An 18604-nucleotide genomic window follows, 5' to 3' on the forward strand; every position below is an offset into this window, starting at 1 on the left:
TTTGGTTACCTGCTACTAATCCTGTAATTACAGGAGAAATAGTTTGCAATTCAGCGACAGTAGTAACAGAATTTTCAGAAATATTATCTGCTTCATTTCCAATTTGAGCCAATACTGATAATTTTGTAGCAAATGTGAAGTAAAAATTATTATCTAAATCAATATTATTAGCTACCCAATTAGTACCAACCAAAGCCATTGGTATTTCGATTGAACCACTTGAAAAGTCTCCATCAGCATCTACAATAATTGAAATTCCTCTTGTATCTAATGGAAGTTTAGTGGTCAATGATGAAGAATTGGCAGGAACACTAATTGTATAATCTGTGGCATCAGTACCAACTTCTGATACTAACCATTTGCGAGAAATAATTTGCCTATTAAAAGGAGCGCCTGTTATCGAAAAAGAGTTAATAGCGGCATTGTTATCACCAAAAATTAAGAAATCTCTATCAGCAAGAAATGAACCTGTATTCAATTGATTTGCTGTTGCAATGGTAGATTTCCCAACAGTTACCAATGAAGGAGCATTGTATGATTTTGATTGTTTTTGATTTAATGCAGAAGCATCATCTCTTCCAATCCCTGTAATATTGAATCCATACGTTGTATTAGCTAATCCATTCCATATAACAGTTCCATTTGAATCTACATAATCACTATTTGTTCCATTTTTATTCAAATTATTTAATGAACCACCTGCACCTAAAGTTATTCCATATTTAATTGCTAAATAAGAATTAACTCTTAACATTTCTGTATCATCTAATTGTCGTGAATAACCCAAGACTTCAGGTATTGCTCCTCTAAAAGGGAAAGGAGTACCAACAGCATAATCACCAACACTGAATGCATCAAATGAGTTAATCTGCGGATTTCCTGTTCCAATTGATTTGTATCCGTCGATGTAAGAATTAATTGCTGGTGTACCTGCACCATTTAAAGATGTCAAAGCAACTATTTGAGCTCTAGCAATATTTGTAACACCATTAATACCTTGAGTATATGACGTTCCATTCCAATAACCATGATTGGTATTAGCGGTAGCTCCTGAAGAAAAACCGTTCCCACCAATTAAACTTGGATTGTTTACAGAACCGTTTACAAGATATCTAGCTGCATATCTCCATGATAACCAACCATTAGAATTTCCTGTTGGATACTTGTGTATTGAAAAAGAACTATTTGCCCCAACATTATTAGTATTAATAATACAAGAATAATTACCAGCTCCTGAGCCTTCATCTAACGCAACTGCTATAAATGAATAAGCACTTGTAGCGGGTATAATTCGAGTTGCATTTAGAAATTGAGAATTAGTACCATTAAAATAAAAACTTGCATTAAAGTTAATTAATTTATTTGCTGTAGTATTGTAGTAAACGGGGACTCTTGAGGGAGTTCCTTGTGTTACACTGTAAGTTTCAGATGGTGCTCTATTCGTCCAAGTTGTCAAAGTGGTAGAGTTGTCAGCAGCTGTTTCAGCATCTGCTTTTAACCAAATTTTTAATCCTGTAGCAACTCCTCCAGGAGTTTGACTATAAGAACTTAAGCCGGTTGATAGAATTACAAAAAAGAAAAAAACATAGAAATTATTTGTTCTCATCAATTTTGAATTAGAAAATGGGTCTTCCCTTCTCTTTTTGTAATTGTCTTTCATATTCGTGTGTTTAAAATTAATTTATCTTGTAACATTTAACGAAGCTCCTCCTATTGGATAACCACCATAACCTTCCCATATGTAGAAATGAGTTCTATATTTTACAATAGTACGAACAGCCCCTCCTAAATTAAGATTATGCACATTAGGCTCTAAGCCCAATCCGCCAGAGGGTCCATCATCTGTATCCCCTACCATGGCTTGACCAAAAGGGTTTGCAGTTGTTGTATAATCTCCTACAAATAAATAAGGCATAATTGCATCACCATCTGCAACTGCTGGCATAAAAGGTTGCCCTGAAACAATGTAATTAGCATCTTGAAAAGGAACAATAAAGTCTATTCTGAAACAAGCAGGTGAAATACGTTTTACTCTTGCCACATTTACAGCACCAGGCAATAAAGTAGCTAAAGTTCCATTAGCTGTAATTCCTGTACTTGTAAGAGCATCAAAACGTACTTGAGCATATTCTGATATATTACCTTTTTGACCTTGACCTACCGTTGCAGTACAACTTACACCTCCTATAGAAATGTTAAAGTTTGTACTAATTGGAGAAGTAACTGTTGGGGTTCCAGTAATTGTGTAAACTAAATTTCCAGCTCCTAAGCTAAAACTTCCACTAGTTAGTGTTGCTGTTAATCCATTAATTGGACCAATAATTTGATTCGAATATATACCACCATTCCCTCCAGTGTAAGGAATTGTTAAAGTACCAGTGTATGATACGCCAGAAATATAAGTTGCTGGAGATAAAGTAGCACTTGAACAATTTAAATTAGAAATTTGTCCAGATGCAATAGATGAATTTTGTAAAGAAAGCCATTCTGAGCCATTCCAAAAAAACAGACCTTGTGTAAAAGTAGTACCATTATTATAGATAATTAACCCTACAGGCTGGTTAGAAATATTGTTATCACTATCAGAATTTAAATCTAAAGTACGAGAAGTTAGATTAATTCTCGGTATTAATACACCTTGGTTAGCAGATGATACATCAAGTTTGGCATAAGCATTAGGAATTGCACTTCCTACTGCAACACTACCACTTCTACCTATATTAGAGGTAACGTCTTCACCTGTTACTGCCCAAGCATCTCCATCAGATATTCCTGACACAGGTGTCCAAGAAATTCCATTCCAATAATGAAATCCTCTATTAAAGCTTCCTGAGTTTGCGATTAAATAAACTAATTGACCATTAACAGTACCATTAACTGATAAAGAATTAACTCTGGGCACAAGAATTCCATCACCAGGATCAACCGTTCCTGGAGTGGTAGTATGATTTTTAGCTCTTACATCTAGAGTTGCTTCAGGTGTAACTGTAGCAATCCCAACTTGACTAAAAGAAAATTCCAATATAAATAAGAGCAGAATAGAGAGAATTGATTTTTTACACATGCTTTGCAGGGGTTGTAGGAGTTAAAACACTGCAAATGTAAGTAGTCAGAGTATAAACAGGTAAAATAAAAAACCCTCAAAAACACGCAAAATAATTTTACGTGTTTTTGAGGGATGTAAATGGGATTTTATTTTTACTAAGAAGAAATAAAATAAACACTGAATTTTTCTGTTAAATTTAGTTTTTTCTTTATTCTATATTTTCTGCTTTCAACAGATTTAGGAGTTGTATTTGAAATTTGAGCAATATCCTTTGTATTGAGTCCTAGTTTAGTGAGTGCACATATATAAAGTTCATTAACCGTTAAATCTTTATCATGAAATAGCTCTGTATTAAAAAAATCAGGATATATAATTTCAAATTTTTCCAAAAACAATATGTTATTAATTTTTGCAATTTCAATAAGTTCTTCTAAATCTTTACTGTTTAATTCTTGCACATTATTTTCAGAGGTAGAATTTATCTTTTTATTAATAACTAACTTTGAAAAATGTCTCTCTCTAAGATATAAAAATGACAAATTATGACCAATAACAACCATACTGATTAATATTGAAGAAAGATTATGAAAATTAACATCAATCGTTAAATCATTTGATTTTAAATGTAAATAAATTTGTGAAACACCATGAATTACAAAAAAAACAAGAGTTGTAAAAATGATAATAAAAATTTTTCTTTTATCGGTTTTAAAATCAAATATTATAGGAATGCTAGTAATGATTGAAAATTGAAAATAAATATTATTAACTGTAAAATTCAAGGAGTATGCAACTAGATAGTGTAAAAAATTTAAGTAGATAATAAAAATTAAAGCTAAACGTTTAAAAATTTCAACACTTAAAAATTTTTTCTTTAGTAAAAATATAGTTAAGAAAGTAAACAAAAAAGTAAAGAAATAAACCAAACAATTTAAAGACAATCCGTCTTGAATTAAAAAAATATAAAAGTAATACAAGTATATTAAAGATAAAAAAAATAAATATCTTCTTATATTTTTATAATAATCATTAGAGAAAATTTGAAATTTAAATCCGCTATACATACCACCCGTATTTGAATTTCAAAAATAAAACAAAAAAAGGTTCTATTAGTATAATTGTATTATGTATTTTTGATGTATTGTTTATTTTTTTCTTCATTACAAATCATCAAACACGATTTACGAATAATAAAGAGATTTTACACTCGTAAAAGCAGAAAAAAATTAAAAAAAATACAACGGTATGTTTTTGGTTACATTTCCGTTTACATCTTAAAACCCTCTAATCCATTGATAATGAAATTAAAAAAACTTTTTATATTTTTATCTATATTCATTTGTTCTTTAAGCTATTCCCAATTAAAAACTATAAAAAACAAAACCTCTTATCCATTTTGGATTAATGTTCCAGAAAAAGAAAAAATAGAAAAACAACCAATCCTAATATTTCTTCACGGAAAAAGTTTATCAGGGACAGATTTAAATAGGGTAAGACGCTATGGTGTTTTATATGCTATGGATAAAGGCAAAAAAATTCCTGGTATTGTTATTGCTCCTCAATTAGCGAAAGGAAACTGGAATCCGGATAAAGTCTTAGAAGTTTTAGAATACGTAAAGAAAAATTATAACGTAGACGAATCTCGAATTTACGTTTGCGGGATGAGTTTAGGCGGTTATGGAACGCTACATTTTGCTGGAAAATATCCTGAAAAAATTACTGCTGCCGTAGCAATTTGTGGTGGGGGAAATGTTAAAGATGCGTGCAAATTAGCAACAATTCCTTTATGGATTCAACATGGTAATGTAGATTATATTGTTCCAATGTCGGAATCAAAAAAAATAGTAGAGGCTATAAAAAAATGCGATGAAAATGCTAATGTTACTTTAACCATTATAAAAGGTGGAAATCACAGCAATGTTGAACGCTTGTTTCATGAAAATGCCATTTATGATTGGATATTTAAACAGAAAAGATAGTAATCAATTCGTTTCTCTTATCTTTGCTTCATGAATAGCACATTACTTTCTTCTCCATTACAAGGTTTCACCGATTTTAGATTTCGAAAGGCATTTCACAAACACTTTGGTGGCATTGATACGTTTTATTCTCCCTACATTAAATTAAATGGTAAATTAATTGTAAAAGGTTCGTACGAGCGTGATATTCTTCCCGAAAACAACACTACTTTAGAGGTTATTCCACAAATCATTACTAATGATGCCGAAGAATTTTTATTTGTAACAAAATATGTGCAACAATTTGGGTACAAAGAATTAAATTGGAACTTAGGCTGTCCGTATCCTATGGTAGCTAAATGTGGAATGGGTTCGGGATTGATTAGCAATACCTCACAAATTGAACATATCTTAAAACGAGTTCATAATGAAACCGACATTATTGTTTCAATAAAAATGCGAATGGGTTACGAAAACCCAACCGAAATTTTAGATGTTTTCCCCATTTTAGAACAATATCCAATTAAAAATATTGCGATTCATGCTCGAATTGGCAAACAATTGTACAAAGGTGGTGTCGATTTAGATTCGTTTCAGAAATGCTTAGAGACTTCAAAACAGAAGATTTATTACAATGGCGACATTACTTCGGTAGCAAAATTCAAAGAATTACAAGAACGTTTTCCATCTATTGACCATTGGATGATAGGGAGAGGCTTGATTGCCGATCCTTTTTTACCTTCAATGATAAAAAACAATACTACTGAATATCCGAAAAACAGATTCGAAATTTTTGAAGCTTTTCACGATGAAATTTACCGAGAATACGATGCGTATTTACAAGGTCCTACCCCTATTCGCATGAAAATGCTTGGTTTTTGGGAATACTTTTCGGAATCATTTTCAAATCCACAAAAGACATTCAAAAAGATAAAAAAAGCGGGAAATAGCAAGAGTTACGAAGCAGCTGTCAAAGAGATTTTTAAAAATGGGTAAGCAAAGACAATTACAAGTTCAAAAATCAAGCAGAATTCAATCTGTGTATCTCTTTTCAGCACAATCAAAAGCAAAAAAACTCTGCGTATCTCTGTGTGAAACTAAATTTTGAATCGATCACCTAACATTTTACCAATCAAATAAGCAACACCAATACCTAAAATCAAAATCCAAAGATTCATGAAAATATAAAACGTGTAAGCCATTGGATTTTCGGTTGAATTAAAGCAATAACTTTCAATCAAAAAACAAAATTGGGTAGTTTCTTTAGAAAATAACGACAACGCAAAACTCATTAAAAAAGTAATTCCTATCGCCGACAAAACATAAACTACGTTTTTATTCATCGGTTTTTTACCGGTTGGAGCAAATACATTTCGTTCTGCTTCAGTACGTTTGTTATTCTGAAGGGACCAAATTACTTTTTTAGCTTCGTCGTCTACATTCATATAAAAATCAATTACAAGTTCAAGGACAAAGTTCAGCTTTTAATTATTGTAATAAAGTAACTAATGTTGCAAAGTCCACTTTTTGTTGTTCGCCAGTAGCTAAGTTTTTCAACCCAAATTCTTCACGCTCTATTTCCGATTCTCCTACAATTACTGCAAATGGAATTCCTCTTCTGTCTGCGTGTTTGAATTGTTTGTCGATTTTTGATTTATCTGGATATAACTCCACTTTGATTCCTTTTTGGCGTAATTTTCCAATGGCTTTCATCGCATACAAAGCTTCTTTATCACCAAAGTTTAAGAACAACGCTTTTGATGTTGCTAAAACAGCTTCTGGAAACAAACCAACTTCTTCCATTACCAAAGCAATTCGATCTAAACCAAACGAAATTCCTACACCCGACATATTTTTCAATCCGAAAATCCCTGTCAAGTCATCATAACGACCACCGCCACCAATCGAACCCATTGCCACACCTTTTGGCGCTGCAACTTCAAAAATGGCGCCTGTGTAATAATTTAAACCACGCGCTAACGTAACATCTAAATCCAAGAAAGCAGTTTGCAAACCTAAAGTCGTAACGTTATCACAAATGAATTGCAACTCGTTAACACCTTTCATTCCTTCTTCTGAATTGGCAAGTAATTGTGCTAATTTTTCTATTTTTTCGTTGATGGTTCCTGTGAAATTGAACAACGGTTGCACTTTTTCAATCGCCGTTTCCGAAATGCCTTTTTCTAACATTTCTTTTTTCACGCCGTCCTCACCTATTTTGTCCAATTTATCTAAAGCTACCGTAAAATCAATCAATTTATCCGAAGCGCCAATTACCTCAGCAATTCCAGATAATATTTTGCGATTGTTAATTTTAATAGTAACGCCACCTAAACCTAACTGACTAAAAACCGAATCATACAATTGCACCAACTCCACTTCTTGCCAAAGCGAATTCGAACCCACCACATCGGCATCACATTGATAAAACTCTCTAAAACGTCCTTTTTGAGGTCTATCCGCACGCCAAACCGGTTGAATTTGGTAACGCTTGAACGGAAACTCAATTTCGTTTTGATGTTGTACAACATAACGCGCAAAAGGAACGGTTAAATCGTAACGAAGAGCTTTTTCGGAAATTTTAGAAGTTAATTGTTTGTAGTTTATGGTTTGTAGTTCTTCCATTGGAACTTTATCCAAGTAAACTCCTGAATTCAAAATCTTAAAAATCAAACGATCACCTTCTTCACCATATTTTCCCATTAAGGTTTCGGAATTTTCAAACGAAGGCGTTTCAATAGGTTGAAAGCCAAATTTCTCAAAATTGGTTTTTATCGTACTGAAAATATAATTGCGTTTCGCCACTTCTGCTGGTGAAAAATCTCGGGTTCCTTTTGGTATGCTTGGTTTTTGTGCCATTTTAAATTTAGAATTTAGAATTTAGATTTCTGAAAGCATAGAAATCTTAAAAATTTCTTTGTGCAAATATCGAATATATTTAGCAGTATTAAAAATCAATTCGGAGATTTAAAAAATTCAAGTTACTGCTATATGATTATCAAATCGAGCGAAGTCGAGATTCATTCATTAAAAGTTCTCGACTTCGCTCGAACTGACAAATTTCTTACTTTAAATATGTAACAAAAAATAAATTATTTAGTCTTATAGTCATGGTAGGATTATTTAAGGAAAATACAAAAATTGCGCTTGATTCAATAAGAAGTCAGGCCTTGCGTACTTCGTTAACGGTTATGATTATTGCTATTGGAATCACGGCTTTGGTTGGGATTCTTACGGTAGTTTCAGCGCTAGAGAATACAATTTTAAAAGATTTTGCTTCTATGGGAGCGAATACTTTTTCTATTAGTCAATATGATTTTTCGTCTGAAATTAATCAAAACGATACCGAACAACGTGTCAATCCTATCATCAGTTATCCAGAAGCTAAATCATTTCAAGATAAATTTAATTTTCCGTTTACAACAACATCTTTATCATTTACAGCAGGCTCGGCAGTTGAAGTAAAATATGGAGAGAAAAAGACCGATCCAGAAATTTCTATCGTTGGTGTAGATGAAAATTTTTGTCCGAATAAAGGATTAGAAGTTGTAAAAGGTAGAAATTTCAATTCCTTTGACATAGCAAACAACAATTATGTTTGTGTTTTAGGGTCGGATTTTGAAAAAGGATTGTTTGAAAACATCAATCCGTTAGACAAAACCATTTCTATTCGTGGTGCCAAATTTAAAGTGATTGGGGTTTTAAAAGAGAAAGGTTCTACTTTTGGAAACAGTCAAGATTTACGTGTTTTGATTCCAACGCAAGTGGCACGTTCATTGTTTTCTGCTCCAAACATTAACTACGATTTAGATGTTATGGTTACCAATGAAGGTTTGCTGGATGAAGCGGTTGATGATGCCATTATCACAATGCGAAGAGTTCGTAAACTAAATCCAATAGAAAAAGATAACTTCGGAATAGAACGAAGCGATGATTTAATTCAAACCTTACTTTCTAATACAGCTGTTTTGGGAATTTCGGCATGGGTAATTGGAATTATTACCATTTTTGGTTCTTCTATTGCCTTAATGAACATCATGTTGGTTTCTGTTACCGAAAGAACGCGAGAAATTGGAGTTAGAAAATCACTTGGTGCGAAACGAAGTACGATTGCGTGGCAGTTTTTTACCGAAACTTTGATTATTGGTCAAATTGGAGGAATTGTTGGTATCATTTTAGGAATTTTAATTGGATTTGGAATCGCATCAGCTATTGGCTTCGCTTTTACAACACCTTGGATGGCAATTATATGGGCTTTTATAGTAACTTTTGCCGTTACAATACTTTCTGGATTAATTCCTGCGATAAAAGCATCGAAATTAGATCCTGTGGAAGCGTTGCGATATGAGTGATTAGTGATTAGTGCAAAATTACTTTTTACTTTTTACTTTTTACTTTTTACACTTAATCATTCGATCATTACCATACATGTCTTTTTTCAATTCGATATTTTTGAAACCTAGATTTTCAAGTAACTCAACCGTTTCTTTTCCTAAATATTGATTAATTTCAAAGAATAATAATCCGTTTGGAGCTAAGTTTTTCAAGGCTAATTGCGCAATTTTTCTATAAAAAAGTAACGCATCAGTATCTTCTACAAATAACGCTAAATGCGGTTCGTAGTCTAATACATTTTTCTTGATTTCTTCTTTTTCTAAATTACGAACATAAGGTGGATTGGAAACGATGATATCAAAATATTGACTCAAATCTTCCACTTCTAATATGTTAGCTTGAATAAAACTAATATCAACTTTATTTGAAATCGCATTTCTTTTAGCCACTTCTAATGCTTTTTCGGAAACATCAATTGCCGATACATTAGCTTTAGGTAAATTAGTTTTTAATGAAATCGGAATACATCCTGTTCCCGTTCCAATATCTAAAATGGATGATGGATGATGGATGATGGATGAACTCAAAATCCACTCTACCAATTCCTCAGTTTCAGGTCTTGGAATTAAAGTGTTTTCATTGACTTCAAAACGTAATCTGAAAAACCAAGCTTCTCCTGTGATGTACTGAATGGGTTTTTCTAGTTGTAATTCAGCTAAAATCGCATTCCATTTTTCAACATCATCTTCTGAAAGTTCAAAATTCGGATTCAAAGCAACATCTACTCGCTTAATATTATGCAAATATTCGGTTAGGATGAAAAAGAAACTTTCGATTTCTTGTTCGTCCTGAATGTTTTTTAAGGAATCGAAAAAGTGGGTTTTGTATTGTTTTAGTAGCATAAGCTAAATTGGTCTTAATTCTTAATACTGAAATCTTAATTCTACAACTTCTTCGTCATCCAAACTTCACAACTGTTATGACCTGTATTTCCCATGGGACCATCAATATTTTCAAAACCTATTCTTTTGTATAGTTTTTGTGCGGTTGTCATGAAAGATAAGGTTTCTAAATAACAGATTTCAAATCCTTGTGTTTTGGCATATTCTAAACATTTTTCAATGATTTTTTCCGCATAACCAATTCCTCTGATTTTAGGAGCAAAGTACATTTTTTGCAACTCGCATACAGAAGCAGCTGCATTTTCTAGAGGCGCAATACCACAACCTCCAACCACTTTTCCATCTTTTTCCACAACATAATATACAGAACGTGGTGCTTGATATACTTCGTATAACGTATCTAAAATGGGATCTGCATAAGCTGTTCCGACTTTTGGCGCATCTAATTCATGAAAAATATCACGAATTACTTTAGCAATCGACTCATTATCATTTTGTTGGATTTCTCTAATTAGCATAGCATTTTTATTGTTGGGTAAAAGTACGTAAATTGGTAGAATCGATTATTAATTCTATTTAAAAATACTACTTTTGTATTATGACGATGCACGAATTTTACATGAAACGCTGTATTGAACTCGCCAAAAATGGTTTGGGAACTACGTATCCTAATCCGTTGGTAGGAAGTGTGATTGTGCATGATGGTAAAATCATTGGCGAAGGTTGGCACAAAAAAGCAGGCGAACCTCATGCGGAAGTCAATGCTGTGAATTCAGTAAAAGACAAATCGTTGTTAAAAGAAGCTACAATTTACGTGAGTTTAGAACCGTGTAGTCACTTCGGGAAAACACCTCCATGTTGCGATTTAATCATTGCTAATAAAATCCCGAATGTTGTAGTTGGAACCGTTGACCCTTTTGCAAAAGTGGCTGGAAATGGCATTAAAAAATTGGTCGAAAGTGGAAAAAATGTAACCGTTGGAATTTTAGAAGACGAATGCAACGAACTCAACAAGCGATTTTTTACCTTTCATCAAAAGAAAAGACCTTTTATTATTTTGAAATGGGCCGAAACCGCTGATGGATTTATTGCCCCGATTTCGAGAGAAGAAAAAAGTCCAGTTTGGATTACAAATCTATATTCTAGACAATTAGTTCACAAATGGCGCACAGAAGAACAAGCTATTTTAGTAGGAACAAATACTGTTTTAGACGATAACCCAAAATTAGATGCACGTGATTTTTCAGGAAATAATCCGATCCGAATTGTGTTGGATAAATCGGGAAAAATTTCTGAAAACTATCACGTTAAGAACAATTCGCAAAAAACAATTTTCATTACAGAAAACGAAAAATTCATTTCAACTGAAAATTGTATTTACGAAAATGCTATCTTTGATAATCACCTGATTTCTTCAATTTGCGCTATTTTGTATAAAAACAATATACAATCCGTTATAATTGAAGGAGGAAGTAAAACTTTACAATCTTTTATAGATGCGAATTTATGGGATGAAGCTAGAGTTTTCAGAGGAGACACAACATTTCAAAACGGCACATTAGCCCCAAATATTTCCGGAAATCCGGTTGCTAGTTTTGACATAAGGAATGATGAACTTAAAATTTTCAAGAATTATGATTGAAGCAATTATTTTTGACTTTGGCGATGTTTTTATCAATTTGAATAAACAAGCTATTGATACCGAATTCAGAAAACTAGGTTTAACGGCTTGGCACGATGATTTGGATGCTTTAAATAAAAAATATGAAACTGGAATGATTTCAGAAATTGAATTTTTAGAAGGTTTTCAAAAACATTTACCCAATGCGAGTGTGGAAGAAATTAAAGAGGCATGGAATTCAATTTTGGGAGATTTTCCTTTGTATCGACTAGAATTTCTTCAAATGATAGCTTCAAAATACAAATTATTTCTTTTAAGCAATACCGATCACACCCATATTGAAAAATTTGAGCTACAAGAGGGCGAAACTTTTGCACGCGATTTTTATAGTTGCTTTGAAAAAGTTTACTTTTCTTACGAAATTGGCATACGTAAACCAGATGAAAATGCTTTTAAATATGTTATAAACAATCATAATTTAAACCCAAAAAAAACGTTTTTCATAGACGATAAAAAAGAAAATACAGAGGTAGCTGCAAAACTTGGATTACAAGTTTGGAACATTCAACCAGGTATTGAAGATGTAACGCAATTATTCGATAAAAAAATTATTTAAACGCCGTGATTTATTTACTACTTAGCATTCTATTTAATGCCGTTCTTTTTGTTATCATCAAACTTTTTGCAAAATTCAATATTGACACTTTACAAGCTTTAGTAGTAAATTATTTTATCGCTTTTTTTGTTGGTCTTTTAACTTTAGACACAAGGTTAGTTCCAACACAAATAGTTAAAGAAGATTGGTTTAAAGGTAGTATATTATTAGGATTTATTTTTATTTCAACATTTTACGCTACTACTTTAACATCTCAAAAAAACGGACTTTCAGTAGCTTCAGTAGCTTCAAAAATGTCGGTGATTATTCCTATTTCATTAGGTGTTATCTTATATAACGAACAACTGAATATCATAAAAATTATTGGGATTCTATTGGCTTTGATAGCCGTTTATTTTACCTCTAAAAAAGAAACTGGCGAAATTCAAAAAGCATCAAATCTTTTATATCCTATCTTGGTGTTTATTGGAGCTGGCACAATTGATGCGAGTTTAAAATATTTACAAACATTTTATGTCCCTTCAAATAAAATTGGATTGTTTTCTACTCTCACTTTTTTTTGCGCTTTTAGTGTAGGCATACTTACGATTCTATTTTTAACTCTCAAAGGAAAAATTCAATTTTCAGGCAGAAATATTTTGGGTGGAATCGCTTTGGGTTTACCAAATTATTTCTCGTTATACTTTTTAGTTAAAATGTTAGAAGCTAAAGCATTTGAAAGTGCTACACTATTTACTATTCACAATATAGCTATCGTAATTGTATCAACTTTCGCTGGCATCTTGTTCTTTAAAGAGAGAATTTCTGTTCGAAATGCTTTCGGAATAGGATTGGCACTTTTTGCGTTATTTTTAGTAACCTATTAATATGGAGTTTACAGAAAAAGACACATATAAAACTATTGCAGTTGCTTCTGAAGAAGTTTTATTTAAAGAAAAAAATAGTAAATTCTTTGGATATGCTTTTCCTGTAACCTCTGAGGAAGAAGTTAAAAAAATTTTAGAACATTTGCGAAAAGAACATTTTTCTGCACGACATTGGTGTTATGCTTACCAAATTGGTACAGAAAAAATTCAGTATCGAGCAAATGATGATGGAGAACCCAATAACAGTGCAGGCATGCCTATTTATGGTCAAATCCAATCTTTTGAAGTTACTAATATTTTAGTAGTAGTAGTTCGTTACTTCGGCGGAATAAAACTGGGTGTGGGTGGATTAATATCAGCCTATAAAAACACTGCACAAATGGCTTTAGAAAATTCTGAAATTGTTGAGCGCACCATTGATAAACATTTTATTATTTCATTTGAATACGCTAACATGAATAAAGTGATGCGTATTATAAAGGAAAAGAATTTACTAATTATAGCCCAAAAAATGGAAATGGATTGCGAAATTGAAATTGCTACTAGAAAAAAAAATGTCCAAAATCTATTGGACACTTTTGAAAATTTATACGAAATAAAACTTATCGAAATTTAAACTTCTAGAAACGAATTTATTTTTTCAACAACATAATCTGGAGGTAATATTGGACGACCTGTTTTCATGTCTACAAATACTAACATTGAGTATCCTGTTGTTAATAACTCATTATCTTCATTATAAATTTCGTAGTCAAATTCTATCTTTACTGAAGTCTGACTTTTTAAGATTGTTTTAACATTTAACAGATCATCATATCTTGCAGGCTTTTTGTAATTCATAGTTAACGAAACCACTGGAAGCATTACACCATTTTCTTCCATCCACTTGTACGAAATCCCTAAATTTCTTAGCCATTCCACGCGTCCCATCTCAAAATATTGCGCATAATTTCCGTGGTAAACAACACCCATTTGATCTGTTTCAGCATAACGAACCCTAACTTGGTAAGTATATTCTCTCATGTTAAAAAAACTTTAAATTTATATATTCAAAACACTTTTTTCACTACAAATTTTTTTTCATTAAATCAATAGTAAAAAATTTTTTTTTACAATATTTTGTTCACATATTTGCTATCCCAAATCACACTAACAGAAAAGATTTTCTGTTGTCCTTTTGTAACCTTACAAAACAAAAAGATAACTCGTAATAATTTTGAATCTATGACAAAAACTGCGCAATCGGTATGGAACAACTGTCTGTCTTTTATAAAAGACAATATTCAAGATCAAGCTTACAAAACTTGGTTTGAACCTATACAGTCAGTTGAACTAAACGATAACGCGTTGTCAATTCAAGTACCTAGTAAATTCTTCTACGAATGGTTAGAAGAACACTATGTAAAATTATTAAAAGTGGCTTTAACAAAAGAGCTAGGACCTGGTGCAAAGTTATTGTATAAAATTAAGATGGAAAACACTTATGGCAATAAACTTCCGTTTACTGAGCAAATTCCGAGTTACAACAGAACTCCGGTAAAACCTCAAGAAGTTGACGTGCCAATTGTTAATAAAAATCCAGAATTAAAAAATCCTTTTGTCATACCTGGAATTCGAAATTTAAAAATCGAATCGCAATTAAATGCTAACTACAGTTTTGACAACTTCCTTGAAGGTGATTCCAACCGATTAGCTAGAAGTGCAGGTATGGCAGTAGCTAACAAACCTGGTGGCACTTCATTCAATCCCTTGCTGATTTTTGGTGGTGTTGGATTAGGAAAAACACACTTGGCTCATGCTATTGGGGTTGAAATTAAAGATAAATATCCAGAAAAAACCGTGTTGTATATTTCGGCTGAAATATTCACACAACAATATATTGACTCCGTTAAGAAAAACACACGTAACGATTTTATTCACTTCTATCAATTAATTGATGTTTTAATAATCGATGACGTACAATTTTTATCGGGTAAATCAGGAACGCAAGATGTATTTTTCCACATCTTCAATCACTTACACCAAAACGGAAAACAAGTAATTCTTACTTCTGACAAAGCACCAGTTGACATGCAAGATATTGAGCAACGCTTACTATCTCGTTTCAAATGGGGATTATCAGCAGAATTACACCAACCTGACTACGAAACGCGTATTTCAATTTTGAAGAACATTTTATTCCGTGACGGAGTGGAAATGCCAGAAGAAATTATTGAATACGTAGCTAAGAATATTAAATCTAACGTTCGTGAATTAGAAGGCGCTATTATTTCATTGATTGCTCAATCTTCTTTCAATAAACGTGAAGTTACTATTGATTTAGCTAAGCAAGTGGTTGAGAAATTCGTTAAAAACGTAAAACGTGAAATTTCAATTGATTATATTCAGAAAATTGTTTCTGATTATTTCCAATTGGATGTTGAAACGTTACAGTCAAAAACCAGAAAACGTCACGTTGTACAAGCTAGACAATTAGCGATGTTCTTTGCTAAGAAATTTACGAAAGCTTCTTTAGCAAACATTGGTTCGCAAATTGGAGACAGAGACCACGCAACGGTTCTTCATGCTTGTAAAACAGTTGATAACTTAGTTACTACTGACAAACAATTCCGTAAATTCGTTGACGATATCAACAAGAAGTTATCGCTATAATTCATGGCTACAAAAATCTTAATGGTTTGCTTAGGAAATATTTGCCGTTCTCCTTTGGCAGAAGGAATTATGCGATCTAATCTTTCCGAAGATTTTATAGTTGATTCAGCAGGAACTGGTGGCTGGCACGCAGGCGAATTACCTGACAAACGTTCGATATCAACAGCAAAAAACAGAGGTTTAGACATTACCAATCAAAGAGCTAGACAATTCAAAAAAAGTGATTTTGAGACTTTTGACCATATTTTTGTAATGGATAATTCCAATTTTAAAGATGTTCTAGCTTTAGCTCCAAATGAAGAAGCAAAATCAAAAGTCAAGCTCATTTTAAACGAAATTTTCCCAAATGAAAACGTCGATGTTCCCGACCCATATTATGGTGGTCAAGATGGATTTGAAAACGTTTTTGATATGTTAGACCAAGCTTGTGAGGAAATCGCAAGAAAACTTAAGCAATAATATCATGAAATCAAATACTTTAGGCAAACTCTACTTAATTCCTATTACACTTTCTAATCCTGGAGAAACTACGGTAGTTCCTGAAGATGTTTTACCTCAAACCATAAAGAGAACCATTGATTTTGTGGATTATTATATTGTTGAAAACGAGAAAACCGCTCGAAAGTTCATCAAAAGCATTCATCCCGAAAAAAAACAACCTGATTTAAAGATTTCGGTTCTAAATAAACACACAGATTTCGCTGAGCACAACGAATTCATCCAACCTTTATTAAGAGGCGAAAACATTGGATTAATGAGTGAATCTGGTTGTCCTGGAGTAGCTGACCCTGGCGCTGTAATTGTGAAACTAGCACATGAAAAAGGAATTCAAGTAGTACCTTTAGTGGGACCAAGTTCTATTTTATTAGCTTTGATGGCTAGTGGAATGAATGGACAGAGCTTTGCTTTTAATGGTTATTTGCCTATCGATAAAAACGATAAAAAACAAGCGTTAAAAAATTTCGAACGTTTGTCACAAGATAAAAATCAGTCGCAATTGTTTATTGAAACTCCTTATCGCAATAATAAATTGATGGAAGATTTGTTGCAGATTCTACAACCGAGTACTCTTTTATGTGTGGCATGCGATATTACGTTACCAACAGAATTCATAAAAACCAAAACGGTTAACGAATGGAAAAAAGAAAAGGCCGATTTACATAATCGACCTTGTATTTTTATTATTCACAAAATGTAAAATTACTCTAAATCTACTTTAGCATTTGCATCTGCTTCGATGTGCGAAATATCGTAATTTGAAAATTTTCTGATGTAGCTTGATAACGATGTTCCAAAACCATCTTTGAAACCATTGCGTCCATTACTTCTTAAATATTTTTTTACCGAACCCGCTCCGCCTAAATGCGCTGCCGCAACTAAACCAGATTCTGTAATTTCTACACCATTAATTACTCTACCAGAATATTTTTGAATTTCTTTACGTAATTTCCACTTGTTTCTAGCAATTAAAGCTTTAAAAGCTTCATCTTGCCATTCAGCGTTACGTAAAAATTCTTGAAAATCATAAATACCCACAGTGCGTAGTGTACTTCTCCCGAATTGGTATTTACCCATGTATCCGTATGGATTCACTAAATGTAACATACCTCTTGACTCTTTGTAAGCCATTTTTTGAGCAAAACCAGAAAATGATTTACCAACATTTGGCACTTTAACTGGACTAATTACTTCTTCGCTCTCATATTCATTTGGAACATGGTATTTAATACCTTCGTAGTTCGACAAATGAAATCCTTCCAATTTTTCTTCCTTAAAGGTTATAAAACCTGAAGAAACGATTAATACTAGGAGTGTCAATCCTATAAAATACGACCTTTTTTTTATCATGAATTGTTATTTCTCAGCGTCTGTCACCCATCTGAAATTACCGATGCAAATATACAAAAAAATTATAATGTTGATTTACAACACGTTAATCTTTTCTAAAAGTAGATGAAGTGCGCTCTAAGTCCGTTATACTCATCGTATTGCAAAGTAGGTGCTGGAATTTTTATTGTGTTAAAAACCGAAAAAAGCGTCTTTAAAAAATGTGATTTTGTAGTAATTTTCATCAAGTCAACATCCAAACTCAGATAAAATTGACGATATGGGTTTTGAATGATTCCATTTTCTATTGCTTCGGCATCTTTTCCGTACAGCATTCCTTCTCCACCGTAGCCTATAGCAAGGTTTAACCACTTAGGAACAAACTTATCTTTTGTGAACGAATGAACATTGAACGACAACCAATACGTTTGACCATTATAGTCTTTTAAAATTTCTTCGTTAAAAGAAGCGCCTAATGTTTCTGGACGTTGCGAAGCGAATTTAGTTTGATGAAATGAAAATTTAGGCGTGATACGTTGTTCTTTCCAAAGTACTTCTTGCGATACATAAAGCGCTGTTCCAGAAACATTGGCAATTATATCACCTGAAGATGCTCCCCATTCTTGTGAAAAACCATCAAAAACCTCAACTACCGTTAAAAATCCTAATCCAAGAGTAGATCCATAAATTAATTGTTCTTTTCTTGAAGCACCACTCCATTGTAACATTTCGGAACCTACTCTACCTAAATGATAGGTTGAATATAAATGTCCCAATTTAT

Annotated in this window: 19 protein-coding genes and 1 pseudogene; 10 read left to right on the forward strand and 10 right to left on the reverse strand. The window is 32.6% G+C overall.

Going from position 1 to position 18604, the window contains the following annotated elements:
- From B4I81_RS01975 to B4I81_RS01985, 3 genes and pseudogenes are all read right to left on the reverse strand, one after another.
- Positions 1–1660: pseudogene (locus B4I81_RS01975) on the reverse strand (hypothetical protein); the annotation flags it as partial.
- Between the two features lie 21 nt (positions 1661–1681).
- Positions 1682–3022, reverse strand: coding sequence for a hypothetical protein (locus B4I81_RS01980; RefSeq protein WP_291106843.1), 1341 nt, complete (start codon positions 3020–3022; stop codon positions 1682–1684).
- Between the two features lie 179 nt (positions 3023–3201).
- Positions 3202–4110: a helix-turn-helix transcriptional regulator gene (locus B4I81_RS01985; protein ID WP_291106845.1), complete on the reverse strand. Its 909-nt coding sequence runs from the start codon at positions 4108–4110 to the stop codon at positions 3202–3204.
- Positions 4111–4344: 234 nt separating this feature from the next.
- Between B4I81_RS01985 and B4I81_RS01990 the strand changes: the two genes are divergently transcribed.
- Both B4I81_RS01990 and B4I81_RS01995 read left to right on the forward strand, forming a co-directional pair.
- Entirely contained in the window at positions 4345–5025 is a 681-nt protein-coding gene (locus B4I81_RS01990) for a prolyl oligopeptidase family serine peptidase (protein ID WP_291106847.1), read from the forward strand.
- A gap of 30 nt (positions 5026–5055) precedes the next feature.
- Positions 5056–6000: a tRNA dihydrouridine synthase gene (locus B4I81_RS01995; RefSeq protein WP_291106849.1), complete on the forward strand. Its 945-nt coding sequence runs from the start codon at positions 5056–5058 to the stop codon at positions 5998–6000.
- Between the two features lie 101 nt (positions 6001–6101).
- Here the strand turns inward: B4I81_RS01995 and B4I81_RS02000 are convergent, their stop codons facing one another.
- Positions 6102–6449 carry a hypothetical protein gene (locus B4I81_RS02000; RefSeq protein WP_291106851.1) on the reverse strand — a complete coding sequence of 116 codons (348 nt, stop codon included), beginning with the start codon at positions 6447–6449 and terminating at the stop codon, positions 6102–6104.
- 43 nt (positions 6450–6492) lie between these two features.
- Entirely contained in the window at positions 6493–7863 is a 1371-nt protein-coding gene (hisS, locus tag B4I81_RS02005; protein WP_291106853.1) for a histidine--tRNA ligase, read from the reverse strand.
- A 251-nt stretch (positions 7864–8114) separates the two neighbouring features.
- On the opposite strand from hisS, the gene B4I81_RS02010 reads away from it, so the two are divergent.
- The gene (locus tag B4I81_RS02010) at positions 8115–9356 is read left to right on the forward strand and encodes an ABC transporter permease (protein WP_291106855.1); all 1242 of its coding nucleotides are present in this window, start codon (positions 8115–8117) and stop codon (positions 9354–9356) included.
- A 39-nt stretch (positions 9357–9395) separates the two neighbouring features.
- On the opposite strand, the gene prmC is transcribed toward B4I81_RS02010, so the two are convergent.
- Positions 9396–10241 (reverse strand): peptide chain release factor N(5)-glutamine methyltransferase, encoded by an 846-nt coding sequence (prmC, locus tag B4I81_RS02015; RefSeq protein ID WP_291106857.1) that lies wholly within the window; start codon positions 10239–10241, stop codon positions 9396–9398.
- A gap of 41 nt (positions 10242–10282) precedes the next feature.
- Entirely contained in the window at positions 10283–10759 is a 477-nt protein-coding gene (locus B4I81_RS02020) for a GNAT family N-acetyltransferase (RefSeq protein ID WP_291106859.1), read from the reverse strand.
- Between the two features lie 80 nt (positions 10760–10839).
- Between B4I81_RS02020 and ribD the strand changes: the two genes are divergently transcribed.
- The 4 genes from ribD to B4I81_RS02040 are packed head-to-tail and all read left to right on the forward strand — an operon-like array spanning position 10840 to position 13960.
- Positions 10840–11883 (forward strand): bifunctional diaminohydroxyphosphoribosylaminopyrimidine deaminase/5-amino-6-(5-phosphoribosylamino)uracil reductase RibD, encoded by a 1044-nt coding sequence (gene ribD / locus B4I81_RS02025; RefSeq protein WP_291106861.1) that lies wholly within the window; start codon positions 10840–10842, stop codon positions 11881–11883.
- Positions 11876–12478 carry an HAD family hydrolase gene (locus B4I81_RS02030; RefSeq protein ID WP_291106863.1) on the forward strand — a complete coding sequence of 201 codons (603 nt, stop codon included), beginning with the start codon at positions 11876–11878 and terminating at the stop codon, positions 12476–12478. The genes ribD and B4I81_RS02030 overlap by 8 nt, the downstream gene beginning before the upstream one ends.
- 5 nt (positions 12479–12483) lie before the next feature.
- On the forward strand, positions 12484–13344 hold the full coding sequence (locus B4I81_RS02035) for an EamA family transporter (protein WP_291106865.1): 861 nt from the start codon (positions 12484–12486) through the stop codon (positions 13342–13344).
- A 1-nt stretch (position 13345) separates the two neighbouring features.
- Positions 13346–13960 (forward strand): IMPACT family protein, encoded by a 615-nt coding sequence (locus tag B4I81_RS02040; protein ID WP_291106867.1) that lies wholly within the window; start codon positions 13346–13348, stop codon positions 13958–13960.
- Here the strand turns inward: B4I81_RS02040 and B4I81_RS02045 are convergent.
- Positions 13957–14367, reverse strand: a complete 411-nt coding sequence (locus B4I81_RS02045) for an acyl-CoA thioesterase (RefSeq protein ID WP_291106869.1) — start codon at positions 14365–14367, stop codon at positions 13957–13959. The genes B4I81_RS02040 and B4I81_RS02045 overlap by 4 nt on opposite strands.
- A 201-nt stretch (positions 14368–14568) precedes the next feature.
- On the opposite strand from B4I81_RS02045, the gene dnaA reads away from it, so the two are divergent.
- Genes dnaA through B4I81_RS02060 form a run of 3 tightly spaced genes read left to right on the forward strand, consistent with a single transcriptional unit; the run spans position 14569 to position 17194 of the window.
- Positions 14569–15996: a chromosomal replication initiator protein DnaA gene (gene dnaA, locus B4I81_RS02050; protein WP_291106871.1), complete on the forward strand. Its 1428-nt coding sequence runs from the start codon at positions 14569–14571 to the stop codon at positions 15994–15996.
- Between the two features lie 3 nt (positions 15997–15999).
- Positions 16000–16455: a low molecular weight protein-tyrosine-phosphatase gene (locus tag B4I81_RS02055; protein ID WP_291106873.1), complete on the forward strand. Its 456-nt coding sequence runs from the start codon at positions 16000–16002 to the stop codon at positions 16453–16455.
- Between the two features lie 4 nt (positions 16456–16459).
- Positions 16460–17194 (forward strand): SAM-dependent methyltransferase, encoded by a 735-nt coding sequence (locus B4I81_RS02060; protein ID WP_291106875.1) that lies wholly within the window; start codon positions 16460–16462, stop codon positions 17192–17194.
- Between the two features lie 2 nt (positions 17195–17196).
- Here the strand turns inward: B4I81_RS02060 and B4I81_RS02065 are convergent, their stop codons facing one another.
- Positions 17197–17844, reverse strand: a complete 648-nt coding sequence (locus B4I81_RS02065) for a peptidoglycan-binding protein LysM (protein ID WP_291106877.1) — start codon at positions 17842–17844, stop codon at positions 17197–17199.
- Between the two features lie 95 nt (positions 17845–17939).
- Positions 17940–18599, reverse strand: coding sequence for a DUF2279 domain-containing protein (locus B4I81_RS02070; RefSeq protein WP_349678561.1), 660 nt, complete (start codon positions 18597–18599; stop codon positions 17940–17942).
- Positions 18600–18604: the final 5 nt, after the last annotated feature.

This window comes from Flavobacterium sp. UBA6195 (assembly GCF_002422095.1).
Lineage (GTDB): Bacteria > Bacteroidota > Bacteroidia > Flavobacteriales > Flavobacteriaceae > Flavobacterium.

What these genes read in the sequence shown, in the direction of transcription:
- B4I81_RS01990 (WP_291106847.1), top strand. Translation starts at nt 4,345, where the DNA reads ATGAAATTAAAAAAACTTTTTATATTTTTATCTATATTCATTTGTTCT.
- hisS (WP_291106853.1), bottom strand. Translation starts at nt 7,863, where the DNA reads ATGGCACAAAAACCAAGCATACCAAAAGGAACCCGAGATTTTTCACCA.
- B4I81_RS02065 (WP_291106877.1), bottom strand. Translation starts at nt 17,844, where the DNA reads ATGATAAAAAAAAGGTCGTATTTTATAGGATTGACACTCCTAGTATTA.
- dnaA (WP_291106871.1), top strand. Translation starts at nt 14,569, where the DNA reads ATGACAAAAACTGCGCAATCGGTATGGAACAACTGTCTGTCTTTTATA.
- B4I81_RS02055 (WP_291106873.1), top strand. Translation starts at nt 16,000, where the DNA reads ATGGCTACAAAAATCTTAATGGTTTGCTTAGGAAATATTTGCCGTTCT.
- B4I81_RS02060 (WP_291106875.1), top strand. Translation starts at nt 16,460, where the DNA reads ATGAAATCAAATACTTTAGGCAAACTCTACTTAATTCCTATTACACTT.
- B4I81_RS01995 (WP_291106849.1), top strand. Translation starts at nt 5,056, where the DNA reads ATGAATAGCACATTACTTTCTTCTCCATTACAAGGTTTCACCGATTTT.
- prmC (WP_291106857.1), bottom strand. Translation starts at nt 10,241, where the DNA reads ATGCTACTAAAACAATACAAAACCCACTTTTTCGATTCCTTAAAAAAC.
- B4I81_RS02020 (WP_291106859.1), bottom strand. Translation starts at nt 10,759, where the DNA reads ATGCTAATTAGAGAAATCCAACAAAATGATAATGAGTCGATTGCTAAA.
- B4I81_RS02040 (WP_291106867.1), top strand. Translation starts at nt 13,346, where the DNA reads ATGGAGTTTACAGAAAAAGACACATATAAAACTATTGCAGTTGCTTCT.
- ribD (WP_291106861.1), top strand. Translation starts at nt 10,840, where the DNA reads ATGACGATGCACGAATTTTACATGAAACGCTGTATTGAACTCGCCAAA.
- B4I81_RS02010 (WP_291106855.1), top strand. Translation starts at nt 8,115, where the DNA reads ATGGTAGGATTATTTAAGGAAAATACAAAAATTGCGCTTGATTCAATA.
- B4I81_RS02000 (WP_291106851.1), bottom strand. Translation starts at nt 6,449, where the DNA reads ATGAATGTAGACGACGAAGCTAAAAAAGTAATTTGGTCCCTTCAGAAT.
- B4I81_RS01985 (WP_291106845.1), bottom strand. Translation starts at nt 4,110, where the DNA reads ATGTATAGCGGATTTAAATTTCAAATTTTCTCTAATGATTATTATAAA.
- B4I81_RS02045 (WP_291106869.1), bottom strand. Translation starts at nt 14,367, where the DNA reads ATGAGAGAATATACTTACCAAGTTAGGGTTCGTTATGCTGAAACAGAT.
- B4I81_RS02030 (WP_291106863.1), top strand. Translation starts at nt 11,876, where the DNA reads ATGATTGAAGCAATTATTTTTGACTTTGGCGATGTTTTTATCAATTTG.